The sequence below is a fragment of the Pseudomonas sp. C5pp genome (assembly GCF_000814065.1).
In the GTDB taxonomy this organism is placed as follows: Bacteria; Pseudomonadota; Gammaproteobacteria; order Pseudomonadales; family Pseudomonadaceae; genus Aquipseudomonas; species Aquipseudomonas asiatica.
The window spans coordinates 62,411-77,681 of record NZ_JWLN01000009.1 but is presented as its reverse complement, the minus strand read 5'-3'; the positions used below and the strand labels follow the sequence as shown (position 1 = coordinate 77,681).

Annotated in this window: 13 protein-coding genes; 11 read left to right on the top strand and 2 right to left on the bottom strand. The window is 61.7% G+C overall.

What is annotated here, in order from left to right:
- Positions 1 to 8: 8 nt before the first annotated feature.
- Positions 9 to 926, bottom strand: a complete 918-nt coding sequence (locus RR51_RS09440) for a LysR family transcriptional regulator (RefSeq protein WP_023661550.1) — start codon at positions 924 to 926, stop codon at positions 9 to 11.
- A 119-nt stretch (positions 927 to 1,045) separates the two neighbouring features.
- Here RR51_RS09440 and RR51_RS09435 point away from each other — a divergent pair, with 119 nt between their 5' ends.
- From RR51_RS09435 to dapA, 11 genes are all read left to right on the top strand, one after another.
- On the top strand, positions 1,046 to 1,804 hold the full coding sequence (locus RR51_RS09435; RefSeq protein WP_039613309.1) for a 5-oxoprolinase subunit PxpA: 759 nt from the start codon (positions 1,046 to 1,048) through the stop codon (positions 1,802 to 1,804).
- 90 nt (positions 1,805 to 1,894) lie between these two features.
- Positions 1,895 to 2,782, top strand: coding sequence for a 5-oxoprolinase subunit B family protein (locus RR51_RS09430; protein ID WP_013972123.1), 888 nt, complete (start codon positions 1,895 to 1,897; stop codon positions 2,780 to 2,782).
- On the top strand, positions 2,779 to 3,750 hold the full coding sequence (locus tag RR51_RS09425) for a biotin-dependent carboxyltransferase family protein (protein WP_039613308.1): 972 nt from the start codon (positions 2,779 to 2,781) through the stop codon (positions 3,748 to 3,750). The genes RR51_RS09430 and RR51_RS09425 overlap by 4 nt, the downstream gene beginning before the upstream one ends.
- Before the next feature lie 232 nt (positions 3,751 to 3,982).
- Positions 3,983 to 4,855, top strand: coding sequence for a type IVB secretion system protein IcmH/DotU (gene icmH / locus RR51_RS09420; RefSeq protein ID WP_039613307.1), 873 nt, complete (start codon positions 3,983 to 3,985; stop codon positions 4,853 to 4,855).
- Between the two features lie 14 nt (positions 4,856 to 4,869).
- Complete coding sequence (locus tag RR51_RS09415; RefSeq protein WP_039613306.1) at positions 4,870 to 6,948, top strand: type VI secretion system Vgr family protein; 2,079 nt, start codon at positions 4,870 to 4,872, stop codon at positions 6,946 to 6,948.
- A complete protein-coding gene (locus RR51_RS09410) occupies positions 6,948 to 7,871 on the top strand; it encodes a hypothetical protein (RefSeq protein WP_039613305.1) in 924 nt (307 codons plus the stop codon). Before RR51_RS09415 ends, RR51_RS09410 begins: the two co-directional genes overlap by 1 nt.
- A complete protein-coding gene (locus tag RR51_RS09405; RefSeq protein ID WP_039613304.1) occupies positions 7,868 to 11,095 on the top strand; it encodes a T6SS effector BTH_I2691 family protein in 3,228 nt (1,075 codons plus the stop codon). The genes RR51_RS09410 and RR51_RS09405 overlap by 4 nt, the downstream gene beginning before the upstream one ends.
- Before the next feature lie 239 nt (positions 11,096 to 11,334).
- Positions 11,335 to 11,907, top strand: a complete 573-nt coding sequence (locus RR51_RS09400) for a DUF6708 domain-containing protein (protein WP_330218086.1) — start codon at positions 11,335 to 11,337, stop codon at positions 11,905 to 11,907.
- Positions 11,904 to 12,161, top strand: a complete 258-nt coding sequence (locus RR51_RS09395; protein ID WP_039613302.1) for a PAAR domain-containing protein — start codon at positions 11,904 to 11,906, stop codon at positions 12,159 to 12,161. Before RR51_RS09400 ends, RR51_RS09395 begins: the two co-directional genes overlap by 4 nt.
- A 103-nt stretch (positions 12,162 to 12,264) precedes the next feature.
- On the top strand, positions 12,265 to 12,417 hold the full coding sequence (locus tag RR51_RS31195) for a hypothetical protein (RefSeq protein ID WP_023661540.1): 153 nt from the start codon (positions 12,265 to 12,267) through the stop codon (positions 12,415 to 12,417).
- A 121-nt stretch (positions 12,418 to 12,538) separates the two neighbouring features.
- The gene (dapA, locus tag RR51_RS09390; protein WP_039613301.1) at positions 12,539 to 13,405 is read left to right on the top strand and encodes a 4-hydroxy-tetrahydrodipicolinate synthase; all 867 of its coding nucleotides are present in this window, start codon (positions 12,539 to 12,541) and stop codon (positions 13,403 to 13,405) included.
- A 151-nt stretch (positions 13,406 to 13,556) separates the two neighbouring features.
- Here dapA and RR51_RS09385 read toward each other — a convergent pair whose 3' ends face one another.
- Complete coding sequence (locus tag RR51_RS09385; protein ID WP_152619872.1) at positions 13,557 to 15,233, bottom strand: NAD(P)H dependent flavin oxidoreductase family protein; 1,677 nt, start codon at positions 15,231 to 15,233, stop codon at positions 13,557 to 13,559.
- Between the last annotated feature and the right edge of the window lie 38 nt (positions 15,234 to 15,271).

The window sequence follows — 15,271 nt, the reverse complement described above, 5'->3', positions numbered from 1 at the left end:
GGGAACGGTCAGCGCCGTGCCGACAACTGCTGCGGTGCCAAAAAAGCATCATGGAAGTAATTGCGTACAGCCTGCATCGCCGGGCTGAACGCCCGTTCCCGGTGCCAGGCCAGCCCAACGCTCATCGGTGTCACCGGGTCGCTGATGGTCACCGTCTCGATACGCTTGCCCTCCAGCGACCAGGGCCGGTGCACCAGGTCCGACAGGATCGCTACACCGCTGCCATTGGCAACCATGCTGCGCACGGCCTCCACCGAACTGGTCCGCACCCGCACTTTCGGCCGCTGCCCGGCCTGTTCCCAATAGCGCATGGCGCTTTGCTCGGCCTCATCCACGGTCAGCAGGATGAACGGCTCGCAGGCCACATCGGCCAGGCTTACCGCCGAGCGCTCGCACAGCGGATGGTTGCCAGGCAGCCACAGGCGGCGTTCGGAGTTGAACAGGGTTTCCGAGACGATGTCCGGGTGGGTGAGGTTGGCGGTGAGTACCACTGCCATGTCGAAACGACCCTCCAGCAACCCTTGCTCGATGGCGCTGCGCTCCTGCTCGTACAGCTCCAGGGTCACATCCGGATGCCAGTGCTCCAGCCGCTGCAGGTGATGGGGCAGGAAGTAGCCGATCACCGTGTAGCTTGCCGCCAGGCGCAGCAGGCCACTGGCGCGCACGTCCGGCAGCGGGCTGTTCAACGCATCGTCCACGCTACGCAGGATCACGTAGGCGCGGTTGAGGAAGTGCCGGCCGGCCTCGGTCAGGCTCATGCCCTGCGCCGAGCGCTGGAACAGCAGCACGCCGAGCATCGCCTCCAGCTCCTTGATCGCCGTGGTCACTGCAGACTGGGAAATGTTCAGGTGGATTGCCGCCTGGGAAATCTGGCCGATCTCGGCGGTGGCGACGAAATAGCGGACCTGGCGCAGGGTCAGTGACACGGTAGCTCCCGGGGTATCTGATTTTCAGAAGACACCCTATCTGTTTATAGATCTTCCCAAGGGGGTGCGGAGAATCTAACGTGGCTTGCATGCAGTCACAAGCGCCAGGAGAGACAGTCATGCAGGTGGTGGATTTCAACTCGGACATGGGTGAGGGCTTTGGCCCGTGGACGATTGGCGATGGCGTCGACAACGAGCTGATGGGCTACATCAGCACGGCCAACATCGCCACCGGCTTCCATGCTGGTGACCCTGGCACCATGCGCCGTACCGTCGAGCGGGCCAAGGCCCTGGGCGTCGCAGTGGGGGCGCACCCTGGGTTCCGCGACCTGGTCGGCTTCGGTCGCCGGCACATCAATGCCCCGGCCCAGGAACTGGTCGACGACATGCTCTACCAACTCGGCGCCCTGCGTGAAATTGCCCGCGCCCAGGGCGTGCGCCTGCAGCACATCAAGCCGCACGGTGCCCTGTACATGCATCTGGCACGTGACGAAGAAGCTGCACGGCTGCTGGTGGCGAACCTGCGAGTGATCGAGCCGGAGCTGCTGCTGTACTGCATGCCGGGTTCGGTGATCTGCCGCATCGCCCAGGAACTTGGCCAGCCGGTCATTCGCGAGTTCTACGCCGACCGCGAGTACGACCTGAGCGGTTCGATCGTGTTCACCCGCAATGTGCGGGGCTACGAACCTGGAGCGGTCGCTGAACGGGTGTTGCGGGCTTGTCAGCAAGGCTTGGTGCGCACGGTCGAGGGCCAGGACCTGGCCATCGAATTCGATTCCATCTGCCTGCACAGCGACACCCCGGGGGCGCTCGACCTGGTCGAGGCCACGCGCAAGGCGCTGGACGCTGCCGGTATCGTGGTGCGTGCGCCACGCTGAATCCGTGGGGCATCCGGCAGGTATACGCCGGAGCCCGTGCAATTTGCTTTCGCCTGCCTTTCTGTAAAGACTCCAAGAAAAGGAACAGTCATGGCCGAACCGCTCGCTACAACCCCTATCCGCTACAGCTTCGGCGCCGACGAGCACCTGTTTGCCGAAGTCAGCGAGAGCATGTCGCTGGAGGCCTTTTTCAAGGGCATGGCCGTCACCCGCGCAGTGGAGCGGCTGGCCCTGGATGGCGTGCTGGATGTGTGCCTGGCCAACGCCTCGTTCCAGATTCGCTTCGACCCGGACCGTATCGCGCCGCAGGCACTGCTGGAGGCGGTGCGCGGTGCCGAAGCGCAGGCGGTGGCCGAGCGCTCGTTGCAGACACGGATCATCGAGATTCCAGTGCTGTACAACGACCCCTGGACCCATGAAACGCTGATGCGTTTTCGTGACCGCCATCAGGACCCAGGCAGCACCGACCTGGAGTACGCCGCGCGGATCAACGGCCTGGCCGATGTCGAGGGGTTCATTGCCGCGCACAGCGGTGCGCCGTGGTTCGTGTCGATGGTCGGGTTCGTTGCCGGCCTGCCGTTCATGTTCCAGATGGTCGAGCGAGAGCGGCAACTGCAGGTTCCCAAGTACCTGCGCCCGCGCACTGACACCCCCAAGCTCACCCTTGGCCATGGCGGCTGTTTCGGCTGCATCTATTCAGTGCGCGGAGCAGGTGGCTACCAAATGTTCGGCGTCACTCCGGCGCCTATCTACGACCCGCAGCAGACGCTGAACTACCTGAAGGAGCACATGGTGTTCTTCCGCCCGGGAGACATCGTGCAGTTCAAACCCATTGACCGCCGCACCTACGACCAGGCGGTGGCGGATGTCGAAGAAGGCCGTTTCGACCTGCGCATTCGCCCGGTGGAATTCTCCCTGGACGCGTTCCTTGCCGACCCGGTCGGTTATCCACGGACCCTGCAGGAGGTGCTGGCATGATCAAGGTACTCAAACCCGGCTTGGCTACCTCGGTGCAGGACCTGGGCCGCGAAGGCTACTACCACCTGGGCATCCCGCCGTCCGGCGCCCTCGACCAGTACGCCCTGAGGGCGGCCAACCACCTGGTGGGCAACCCGGCCGGCGCCGCCGGCCTTGAGTGTGCGCTGGTGGGGCCGGAGCTGGAGTTCCAGCAGGATGCCCTGGTGGCGGTTTGCGGGGCGCAGATGCCGGCCTTGCTCGATGGCCGCGAGCAACGCCCGGACACCGCGTTTGCCGTACGTGCCGGGCAGGTGTTGCGTTTCGGCTTCCCTACCGCAGGCGCCCGGGCGTACCTGGCGGTGGCCGGTGGTATCGATGTACCCGAGGTGCTCGGCAGTCGCTCCACCTATGCGTTGGGTGCATTGGGTGGGTTGCATGGGCGCAAGCTGATGGCGGGTGATCTGTTGCCGGTCGGCATGCCCAGCGGCAAGACCCGCGCCGGCGCGAGCCTGCCGATGGCCTTGCGCCAGGCCTTGGGCGGCGAGGTGGTGCTGCGGGTGGTGCCGGGGCTGTATTTTCACCGCCTGACCAAGGCTTCGGTGCGAAGCTTTTTCACCGAAGCCTGGACGGTCGGCTCCGAGGCCGACCGTATCGGCTATCGCTACAAGGGCGGTAGCGCCTTGAGCTTCCAGCCACGGGAGCAGCCGTTCGGGGCCGGCTCGGACCCGTCGAACATCGTTGACAGCTGCTACCCGATCGGCTCGATCCAGGTGCCCGCGGGGCTGGAGCCGATCATCCTGCACCGTGACGCGGTGTCGGGTGGGGGCTACGCCATGATCGGCACGGTGATCAGCGCCGACCTGGATCTGATCGGGCAGATGCAGCCCAACCAGCAGGCGCGGTTCCTCGAGGTAAGCCTGGAGGAAGCCCTGGAAGCTCGGCGCTCATACAAGAAGAAGCTGGGGTTCCTGGCCAGGTTGTTTGGCTGATTGATGTTTGCGGCGGTGCGCCACCCACACAATGGCTGGCGCAGTCGTTGCAGGAGCGGCCTGGTGTCGCGAAAGGGGCGCAGAGCGGCCCCGGAATTCCGGCATCACAGCGTCCAGACAAGCCAAAAGGAGAAAATTCCTACAGCGCTTTGGGACGCACCACGCTCCTCGAAGAATTGATTCCCCGATAGTGTTCATGTCTTCAGCCTAACTGGAAGACAAGGACCTCTTCATGCCCGGCCCATCTGCTGTTCGTATTGGAAAACCCCAGGCCGCCAACGCTGCCCATGACGTAACCGAAAGCAGCCTGCATGCCATGCTCGATGTCCCGGAGGGCAGCGATTCACCTTATCCACCCGGCCACGGCGGGCGCGCGGATCATGAGGGTTATCCGGCCGATCCGGACTTCCGGCTACGCGGCGGCTTCGCCAACCTGATGCTCGACGCGGCCAACCCGCTGTTCGGCCTGGTCATACGCCTGCGTACGCTGGATGACCTGCCCAACATCGAACATGTGCACAAGACCCTGCAGATTCAGGTCAGCACAATCCGCGAGGAAATACAGCAGCACGGTTATTCGTCTGTGCACCTCGAAGCCTATTCCTATGCCTTGTGCCTTTACCTGGACGAGGCCGTGATGAGTCGCCCCTGGGGGAACAATTCGTGCTGGAGCCACGAACCGCTGCTCAGCATCTTCCATGGCGAAACCCAGGGTGGCGAGAAGATCTTCGTGTTGCTGGAGCGGTTGATGCAGTCTCCGGAGGAGTTCCAGGATGTGCTGGAGTTCCTGTACTTCTGCTTTTGCCTGGGCCTGAAGGGCAAGTACGCCCTGGACCCGAAGTGCGATGAAATCATCAACGCCCTGATTTCGCGGATGCACAAGGTCATTCGTGCACTGCGCGGCCCCACGCCGGAATTCCCGGGCGATCCCTATACCAACGTGGTCCATCGCCCCCACCGTATGCGGCGTCGGGAATGGCCCTGGTGGAGCCCGTTGGTGATCTCCGCCATCGCCATGGTCTGCGCCTATTGCTACTACAGCTACCGCCTGAGCTTGATCACCGCCGAGGTGCTGGAGTCGCTCAACGGCATTTTGCAGCAGTAGCAAAGGGGATCCGCATGCCTAGCCAATCCGACTTGCGCTTCACCTTCCAGCCGCTGGCTGGCCAGATTGACTTCGAGGTGGTTTCGTTCGAACTCGACGAAATGATCAGCTCACCGTTCCAGCTGAAACTGGAATTGATCAGTTTTGAAGACGAGGTCGACTTCGGCCAGTTGCTCGACCAGCCAGTGCTGTTCACGATCTGGCGCGGTGAGCGCCCCCTGCGCTATGTGCACGGCCTGGTCAGCAGTTTCAGCCAGGGTGAGACGGGGTTCTATCGCACCCGTTACCGCGCATTGGTCGAGCCCGTGCTGGCCCGTGCCGGCTTGCGTTCGAACTGGCGCATCTTCCAGCAGAAGACCGTGCCGCAGATTCTCGAATTGATGCTCAGGCGCCAGGGCATTGCCCGTTTCGAAATCAACAGCATGGGCGAGCATCAGGTGCGCGAGTTCTGCGTACAGGCCGGTGAAACGGACCTCGACTTCATCGCCCGCCTGGCGGGGGAAGAGGGTTTCGTCTATCGCTTCGAGCACACGCCGAAACATCACCAGCTGGTCATCACCGACCGACTGCTGGCGCTGGGGCAGATCAGCCGAAGCGCGCTCAAGGCCGACGACGAGGATGAAGACTTCTTCGACGAAGACGACATTGGCCCCGACCAGGTGCTGTACCGCGCCAACAGCGGTGGCGACCAGGCCAGGCCTTGTCTGCGCCGCCTGCGTTACAGCGAACAGGTGCGCACTGCACGTCAGGTGCAGCGGGACTACACCTTCACCAACCCGCGGTACCGGCAGGAACACCGCGCAGGTGACAGTGGCATCACCCATCAGTCCCGGGACTATGAGCGCTTCGACTACCCCGGCCGCTACAAGCGCGATGCGGTCGGTGTACCCTTTACCGCTACCCGCCTGACGGCCCTGCGCCATGACGCCCGTATTGCCGAAGTCGAGGGTGACGATGTACGCCTGCAACCGGGGCTGAGCTTCACCCTCATCGAACATCCGCGCAAAGACCTCAACGCCCATTGGCGTGTGATGCGTGTACATCACGAGGGCAGCCAGTTCACCAGCCTGCAAGAAGAAGCTGCCGGGGCCGAACAAGGAACGCGCTACTCGCAGGAAGCCGTGCTGGTACCCGGCCGGATCGAATGGCGCCCGGCGCCGTTGCCCAAGCCACGCATCGACGGCCCGCACATGGCCACGGTCGTCGGGCCACCCGGGGAAGAGATCTACTGCGACGAGTGGGGCCGGGTCAAGGTGAGCTTCCCCTGGGACCGGGAGAGCGAGAACAACGAGTTCAGCTCCTGCTGGGTGCGCGTGTCACAAGGCTGGGCAGGCGGCAGCTGGGGCTCGATGGCCATCCCGCGCATCGGCCAGGACGTGATCATCCAGTACGTCAACGCCGACCCCGACCAGCCGATGATCACGGGGCGTACCTATTGCGGCGACCAACTGCCGCCGTATGACCTGCCCGAACACAAGACCCGCATGACCATCAAGAGCCAGACCCACAAAGGCGATGGTTTCAACGAGCTGCGCTTCGAGGACGAACTCGGCAAGGAAGAAGTGTTCATCCATGCCCAGCGGGACCAGAACAATGTAGTCGGCAATGATCAGACCACGCGTGTGGGGCGTAATCGTGTCGAGCAGGTCGGCAATGATGAGCACTTGAATATCGGCAATGACTTCCGCCAGGAAACCGGGGGTGACCATACCCAGCTCATCGGGCAAACCTGCCACGTAGACATCAAGCAGGACCTGATCGAGAAAATAGGCAACGACCGTAGCGAATCAACAGGGGCCAATCACCGGGCCCTTGTCGGGAAGGACGCCGAGCTTGTCGTCAAAGGTACGCAAAAGGTCACCGTCGGGCAGGGCATGGAGCAACATACGACGATCTTTCAGCTGCGCGCCAGTGAGCGCATCGAGTTCAGAACCGCGGGCGGCAGCATTGTGCTGGACGGGCAGGGCATCACCATCAACGGGCTGAAGCTCGAGTTGTTGGGGCAAACCAGCGCGGCTGCGTCAGGGGCTGGAAACAGCCAGCCACTTACGCTTGCGCCTGACGCCAGCAACAAGTGCGAGGCCAAGGCCTGATGCGCACTGACAACCTGGCGAGGCTCATCGAAAGCCATCATGGGGCGCACTTGTACTGCCATGTGCTGATAGATCCGCGTGCGACTGCTCACGATGGCGACCACACCGTGCTTGCCCCGCTGCGCAATGCCCTGGGTGAGCAGGCATTGACCCGTGTGCACCGGGCCGACCTGGCCCATGCCCCACAACTGCATCCCGTACTGGTCTGCCTGGCTTCGCCCGGCATGGTCCCCAGTCGCCGTCTGCTGGAACTGACCGCCCGAGCGGCGCAGAGGGCGTTGTTTCAGCAACGGCGTTACCTGTGTGGCTGGCTGTTCAGTGAGGCGCCTTCGGCCACTGTCGCGTCCCATCTCACGGCCTTGTGTCGGCTACCCGATTCCAATCGGGAATTTGGCTGCTACCCGGTCTACGAACCCGTCCGGCTGGAGTTGCTTGCGGCGACCTTCGAGCGGCTTGAACAAGGCCCATGGTGGCCGATCAGTGACTGGTTGTTCCTGAGTAGCGGTGGGAGGTTGGCAAGCCTGAAAGGGCAGAGCGGGCAGCGACACCCTTTGCCGACCCCAGCGCGGCGAATTCAGGATGACGTGGGGCTGATCGAACGTGTGCTGGCTACCTGGAGAGTGTTGCGGGCGGGTTCGCAGCACATCAATCAGTGTCAGATTCCACCGTTTGCTGCGGTGCGTGCTTCGAACCATATCGATGATGCACGCAGGTTGGGCCTGAGCGCGATGGAGGACATCGTGGCCTTCGCTCTCCATCACCTGTGCATTCACCCGAGGCTGCATACCGTACCTGCGGTGGGCGAAATGATCGATGCAGCGGCCAGAGGCCAGGCGCCTCTTGCCGCGTTGCTCGCCCGCTACTCCGAGGCGCAATGGCGCCAACTGATCGAATGCCTGCCGAAATCCGAGAGTCGCTCATGACCATCAGCCAACGTATTGCCCTCGCGATCGCCGAAGCCGGGCTGCCGCACGACCAGTGCATGTTCTGCGAGCGCCAGGGCCTGCCGATCCTGCCGCTGCGCCGCGCCCTGGTGCCCGATACCCGCCCCGAGTGTGTCTCCACCGTGGCGGATAACCGGCATATCACGGCGAAGATCGGCTTGCGCACCTTGCGCAGGGGCTTCCTGTATGTGCTGCTCGATCAGCAGGTCTGGCATGCCTATGCCGTCAGCGAGCAAGGTCATCTGCGCCGCTTCAACCCCTACGAGCCGCCAGATGGCCCGCCTTCGCCGCTGCCCGAAAAATGCGTGAACGCAGATCACGATATTCCTTCGGCCTTTCTCAACCTCGATACCGACAGGTACACCAGCGCCTGGCTGGCCTTCTCCAGTGACGCCTGGCCGGTGAGCGTGCTGAACGCCTACAAGAGCGGCGCGTCGCCTGCGCATCGCTTCGAGGGCCTGGACCTGATTCAGGCCCGCAACAATCCCGAACTGCTGGGCATCGCCATGACGCCCGATAAGCTTGGGGTCGACCAGCAGGTGTTCGAGTACGCCCAGCATGGCTGTGCCCCCTTCGACAGTGCGCATGGCTTCCACAGCCGCTGGTTGCGCCGGTTCGCCCTGCGCGGGTATCTGGTCAATGCGATAAACCGGCACAAGCTGGAAAACGGCGTGCTGGCGGTGGTGCTCGACGACACTGTCGGGCTGATTCAGGAGTACAACCATCAGCGGCTGAACTGGGTACTGAAGCGTCAGGCCTGGCGTGAAGACCCGATGCGCGCCTATCAGCTGCAGACCTCGCAGATCCTGCAGATCATTCGCGCCACGCACAGGGAATGGGCGGCGCAGAAGGTGCCGTCGCTGGAACCGATGACGGGTGATGGGCCGCCGGTGTTCACCGACCCGGCAGTCGAGCGGCAGCTGTTGGTCGAGCGTGCGCAGCAGGAGAGTGACGAGCGGCTTGAAGAGCGCTACCACGAACCGCAGCGGGCCGCGTTCCAGGCTGACTATGAGCAGCAGGAACGTGAGTTTCAGCGTTACATCGACAAGGACGCGCAGGCGTACGTTGCCTTGTTCGATACGCCCATGTTCAAGGTGGCCGAGGCGTACGACTACGACGGTAACGATCGTGAGTCCGGGGTGGCCTACGCCAAGACCATGGCCCTGTGCCTGGGCGGCGGCGTTACGGAAGCTGTCGTCCCCCGCCTTGAACCGCATGTTCCCGCTTCCGGCACCAGCGAACTGCTCTGGCTGAAATGGCTGCAGGACCCTGACAGCCCGCCCTACCGCGCCTTGCTGATACGCGACCAGGCACTGCTGGCCGGGCTGCTGCCCAGTTTCTCCGCCACAGAAGCGATCAACTGGAACGACAGCGACAAGCTTTACGGCATGCTGAGCAAGATCATCGCCAGCGATGACGCCGGCCTGCGCACGCGCAATACCCTCAAGCAGGCCATTGCGGAAACGCAGAGCGCGCTCAATGCGGCCAGTCAGCGGCTGGCGCCATGTTTGTCACCTGGCATTCACAAGGCTGTGCGGCATTTGAACAGCGCCACGCAGTTTCTCTACAACGGCGTCCACCTGATCGAGCTGGAAGTGCAGATGAAGCTGGGCGAGTACTACGCCTTGCAGAGCGCCCACCTCCGGGAGTTGCAGCACAAGGCCAATGCGTCGATCGCCGAGGCGCGGGACCGGATGCGCCGCAATATCGATGACTTCGAGTTTGGCTCGATGAAGGCCATGCGCAAGGTGCGGCCGATCATCCAGCATGGCTTGATGAGCCTTGCAATGCTCGACCCGCGGTTCACCAATACGATGATCAGCGTGACGGTGTGGGTCGAGGGCAAGGCCGAGGAAGTGCATGGGCGGCTGTTCAAGGAGGCCAGCATGGGGGTAACCCAGGCGAGCAGCGCGGCGCAGCTTGCCTTGGTGGATATCTCGGTGGCAACGGGGACGTTGGAAACCGATGCGCGCAGGTTGTTGCAGGGGATGAAGATCACGACGCAGCAGGCGGTTCGATTGGTAAAAACCGGTTTTTCTGGATTGCGCGGGATTGCTGGTAGCTGGGAAGTCCTGCTGGCGATAGGCGGGTTGTATCTGCAGCAGGACAGCCTGGGCAGGAATCAGGAAAAGGCGGAAACGGAGATTGGGCCCAAGGCGCATGAGGCCAGGTTGGCGTTGCAAGGATCGCAGTTGGGCCTGTTGGGAGGGCAAATCGAACTGGTTGGGCTCATTTTGAGATCAAGTACCGGCCACATGGCCGAGTCATGGGCTAAAAGCACGTCCGGAGTTGGAGTGTCGCTGATAAGGCTCGGTGCAATGGTCAGTGCGATAGCTGGAATTTTTGACACAGTGCAAGCATTTTCTGCTGCTAAACGCGCACTGACAGCAGCGGATAGTAAGGCGGGAGCGCTTTATTATAGTGCAGGGTTCGTATATGGCATCTCCACTGGGGTATTTGCCTATGCAGTTATTAAGTCATTTGTATTAGGGCCTTTAGGTCTGGCTGTAGTGCTGGCGCTCACTGCCTACGCAATCAGCAAGTTGGCTGAGGGAAGCGAATCTACCGCACTAGAGCGCTGGGCACGACGCTGCTACTTTGGGAAGGCTGATGAAAAGCCAGCTGTGCATTGGGATGTTCCTGAGTATGCAGATATTGCATTTGCAGAGCTTAATGCGGCCACGCTAGGCGTGTATGTGGGGGTTCATTTCGAGTCCAGGCGCTCAAGCGATCCGGCTGCCTCCAAGATAGGTGGCTTGGTCAGCTTGGCGCTAGAACATCAACTTAAGTTTCGAATTGAATTGCCTGGGTACAGTGATCAGAACTCGGCCTTTCGTTGGACCCTAGTAGTACATCGACAGGGTGACGGAACCTTCCCCGAATTTGTTGGCGGTGAGACTCTTATTGTTGATGAATATCAGGCCTTTCCTGTCAAGGCTCTTGCTAAGGCTGTAAAGCTCCCTGGCTTTTCTCAGCCAAGGTCGCCTGACTACAAAAGTGATTTTTTAGTGAATAAACAGCGACGATCGTGGGGCTTAGGTGGCTCGCATGTGTCCAGATTGGAAATCACCGGAGCTGTGGAACTTATGCCGACTATCGGGCTGCATAATATTAGAGCTGCGACACTATTAGTGATGTATTGGCCAGATAGGGATGTGCCGAGTGCCTATGTTGAGGTATGTGCCAAGGAGGTTAATGAGTGAAAGCTAAGTCTAAAGCTCTTTGGGGGCGGGCTCTTTGTTGGAGTTATGATCTGCCTGATGTCAGCTCACAGAAGGTTCCGCGTTTTAGTTTTGAGGATATAAATCCATCACCTAACTATCTAGATGAAGTGTACTTGGAGCTTCCTCGGTCTACTGTCAGTTTGCGTGGTGTTGCGGTCCTGCTGGGAATTCCAGGGTTGATCGCGTCTTCTGGTGCGCTTATATATTTGTATTTGCTTATGCTGGATGTTAGTTGGTCGCGTGACTGGTATGTTGCTGTTGTTATAGTGCTGGTACCTCTGATCGGTATGTGGGCGGTTGCATCCTTTGTAAAGATCGACCTAATGCTCCCAAGGGACGAACCAATCCGCTTCAATCGCCTGCGACGCAAGATTTATCTCTATCAATTCAGATTCCACTACATCTATCTGTTCAGCCGCAAACACTGGGGCGTCAAACCGGTCGCCTACAACTGGGACGACGTAACCGCCGAAGTCTACCGAGTCTACGCCCCCGGCCACGGTGGGCTGATCGAAAACGTCATGCTGTCGGTCCGCAACCCGGAAACCAACGAAGTCATCGACCGCGTCTTCTTCACCCACGACCTGTACCACGGTGAAGCCTACTGGGCCATCGCCCGGCTATTCATGCAGCAAGGCCCCGAAGCCCTGCCGAAGTTCGTGCACCCACCCCGTGACTGGAACGATGACGATGGCCTGAGCCACATGCATTGCCTGGCACCCAAGGTTAATTGGCCAGAGGAGATAGACCGTGAATCTCGCACCGGGCCATCAGAAGGAGAGGCCCAATGAATCCTGTCGTACTTGTAGGCCATCGACATGTCTGTCCGCTGCATGGCATCAACGAGGTAGAAAGCGGCAGTGCAACGTACATCTTCAACGGCAGGGCGGTTGCCAGGGTGGGGGATCGGACCACGTGCGGTGCCGTGATCGAGAGTGGGGCTGAGCATTTCCTGGTCGAGGGCGCGGCTGTGGCGCGTAAAGGCGACCGGACGGATCACGGTGGTGTGCTGGAGGAGGGCGATGATGGGTGGATGCTGGATTGATCAAATATCTCTTGTACAAGACCGGGCCCACAGATCTCTGTGCGGCTTTGGCCGCGAACACCGGCGCAGCCGGATGGGTTTGCTATCTCGGTGTTGACACCGAGTGCGCCGCGCCACCATTATCCAGCCATATCCACGCAACGGGCTTGCCGGCATGTCCATTTCCAACCACGCCATTTTCGCTTCGGGCTTCATCGCCCAGGCAGGCGCGTGCGTTGCCGTTGCCAAGAAATCCAAGAAACAGCCGCTCATCTGACCGAGGCGCGCTGTCTCGTCAGGTGGGCTGACGAGACAGAAGGCGCCAGGTATCCCTGCCAGACCACTTCGACTCTCTGCCCTGCTGACGCTGACTTTCGGTCAACATCAGGAGTTTTTGCATGTCGAATTTCCGTGGTATCTGGATTGCCCTCGTCACGCCATTGCGCGCCAATGAAGTCGACTTCGCCGCCCTGGAAAAACTGGTGAAGAAGCTGCTCGAAGAGGGTGTGGCCGGTTTTGTGGTATGCGGTACCACGGGCGAGGCGGCGGCGCTGTCCAAGGCCGAACAACTGGCCGTGCTGGATGCCGTGCTGGCCTGGGTGGAGCCGGGCAGGGTGGTGATGGGCCTGTCGGGCTACAACTTGCGCGAGCTGTTGGCCTTCCAGGCTGAAATCCAGCGGCGTGAGATTGGCGGGCTGCTGGTCCCTGCGCCGTGCTACATCCGGCCTTCGCAGGCCGGCATCGAAGCGTTCTTCAGCACCGTGGCGGATGCCGCCAGCGTACCGGTGATCGTCTACGACATACCCTACCGCACCGGGGTACGTATCGAGCGTGAAACCCTGCGCCGCATCGTGCGCCACCCGCGCATCGCGGCGGTGAAGGACTGCGGCGGTGACAGCGAGACCACCATGGCCCTGATCCAGGACGGCCACGCCCAGGTGCTGGCCGGTGAGGACGTGCAGATCTTCAACAACCTGTGCCTGGGTGGCGCAGGGGCCATTTCGGCTTCGGCGCATGTGCGGGCCGACCTGTACGTGCGCATGCTGCAGCAGGTCGACCATGGCGACTGGGTAGCCGCGCGCGGCACGTTCTACCAATTGCTGCCTTGGATAAAGATGGCCTTTGCCGAGCCCAACCCGGCTGTGGTCAAGGCGGCCTTGCAGCTGCAGGGGCTGATGACCGACGAACTGCGAGAGCCCATGCAGGCGTGCACGGAGATGACCCGGGGCAAGCTGCGAAGCGTTGTGGATTTGCTCGGCGCTTGAGATAGAACAGCGCAAAACTCATTGAATTAGCGGGGCCCCTGTGGGAGCGGCTTTAGCCGCGAACACCGGCGCAGCCGGTGCCATGCAGCGCGTTGGATTCTTCGCGGCTAAAGCCGCTCCCACAGGGTACGCGGATCGCTTGCTTCTGAATCTATGAGAACGACCTGGCCTCACCGATCAGGATGTCTTCGAAAAACGCCCCGACCGGCTCGCTAGGGTGGCACAGCTGGATCTCCAGCACCCACACCACTTCGCTCGGGACGATTTCCACCTCAGCCAGTTTGTCCTGCCCATACAGCACATGCGGGAAGTCGGCGATGCGATGTCCGGCCAGGTTGCGCTCCAGCTGCCAGCCTTTTACCTGGGCACTGCGCTCGGCGAAGTCGTACAGTTCGCGCCCGGTCAGGCCACGGCCCCAGGCCTGGCGGGTTTCGTCGAACACCTCATGCAGTGCCTTGACGCAGGCGTGGTGCAGCTCGTGCTGGCCGAACACGAAGGTGTCGCCATAGTCGCCCTCATAGCCATCCCATACCGGGCCGACGTCGACCACGACGATATCCGTAGTACGTAATACACGTTGCAGATCAATGCCTTGGCGCGGCGTGCGCACGGTGTCGTCGCCAAAGCGGATGTAGGTCGGGTGCCAGGTGTGCGATGCACCCATCGCCTGCAAGGTTTGCGCGGCCATCTCCAGCGCCTGGGCAGTGGTCATGCCGACTTTCAGCTGGTTCGCTATCGCAGCAACGGCCCGCACCGACTGCTCGCGGGCAGCGAGCATGCCGTCCAGCGAGTAGCGTGGGCCGACTTTTTCCAGCTCCGGGTGCAACGGGCTGGCTGTTGAAGCCTCTGGCGCCAGTGTGCCGCTGGCAACGAAAGCCTCCGCGACAAAACGATGGGGCTGCAGGCCTGCTGCGAGGCACTGCTCGCGAACCTGGCTGATCATCGTGGCATTGCCGCAGGCATAGACCTGGGTGTCGGCCCAGCGATGGGCCTGGGCCAGCGCCACCTGCTGCACGCGCGCCTGGTCCGACAGCACCGGGTGCCAGCGAAAGTGAGCGTGTGCACGGCTGGCCTGGTCGAGAAACTCACGGTCATAGAAGTCGGCGTCCGATCTGCCGCCCCAGTACAACGTGACCTCGGCATCACCTGCCAGGGCGGTCAGCAGCAATGGCTTGATGCCGGCGTAACCTGTACCGGTGGCGAACAGTACCAGGGGGCGCTGGGCCTCGTGCTGCCAGGTGCAGGCACCCACCGGTCCTTCCAGTTTCAAGGTGTCACCTGCATGCAGGGTTGGCAGCAGGAGTTCGGTAAACAGGCCGCCACTGACCTTGCGGATGTGAAACACCAGTTTCCCCTGGTCCCGGTCGGGCAGGTTGGCGATGGAAAAACAGCGGCTATCGCCGTTGTCCAGCCGAAAGCGTACGTACTGGCCAGCCCGTGCCGACAACGGCTGCGCAGGCTGAAGCACCAGTTCGACGATATCGGCGCTCAGTTCGCGTTTGCCATGAACCTGCGCGTGGATTTCCAGCGCCTGGGTTTCCAGGGACCAGCCGGGAATTTCCAGGCACATGTCACTGCAGGCGTGGCTCTGGCACAGCAACATTTCGTCGTCGGCCAGGGGGTAGCAGGGCGCGGGCATGTCTGCCGTCCGCTGCTTGTCCCGATACTGCCCCGACACCACCTTGACCTTGCACGACCCGCAGGCGCCGCGGCGGCAGGAGAAGGGTACCGGCAGGCCGCTGGCGAGCATGGCATCGAGCAGCAGTTCCTGATTGGCGTCGAAGGTTTTGCCCGAGGGCGACAGTTCAATGACGTGGCGGTTCTGCATGGGCACCTCGGGGCAAGTGGAGGTTCGATTGTTGCTAT

Coding starts and splice junctions, on each gene's coding strand:
- RR51_RS09435 (WP_039613309.1), top strand. CDS start 1,046: ATGCAGGTGGTGGATTTCAACTCGGACATGGGTGAGGGCTTTGGCCCG.
- RR51_RS09430 (WP_013972123.1), top strand. CDS start 1,895: ATGGCCGAACCGCTCGCTACAACCCCTATCCGCTACAGCTTCGGCGCC.
- RR51_RS09425 (WP_039613308.1), top strand. CDS start 2,779: ATGATCAAGGTACTCAAACCCGGCTTGGCTACCTCGGTGCAGGACCTG.
- icmH (WP_039613307.1), top strand. CDS start 3,983: ATGCCCGGCCCATCTGCTGTTCGTATTGGAAAACCCCAGGCCGCCAAC.
- RR51_RS09415 (WP_039613306.1), top strand. CDS start 4,870: ATGCCTAGCCAATCCGACTTGCGCTTCACCTTCCAGCCGCTGGCTGGC.
- RR51_RS09410 (WP_039613305.1), top strand. CDS start 6,948: ATGCGCACTGACAACCTGGCGAGGCTCATCGAAAGCCATCATGGGGCG.
- RR51_RS09405 (WP_039613304.1), top strand. CDS start 7,868: ATGACCATCAGCCAACGTATTGCCCTCGCGATCGCCGAAGCCGGGCTG.
- RR51_RS09400 (WP_330218086.1), top strand. CDS start 11,335: ATGCTGGATGTTAGTTGGTCGCGTGACTGGTATGTTGCTGTTGTTATA.
- RR51_RS09395 (WP_039613302.1), top strand. CDS start 11,904: ATGAATCCTGTCGTACTTGTAGGCCATCGACATGTCTGTCCGCTGCAT.
- dapA (WP_039613301.1), top strand. CDS start 12,539: ATGTCGAATTTCCGTGGTATCTGGATTGCCCTCGTCACGCCATTGCGC.
- RR51_RS09385 (WP_152619872.1), bottom strand. CDS start 15,233: ATGCAGAACCGCCACGTCATTGAACTGTCGCCCTCGGGCAAAACCTTC.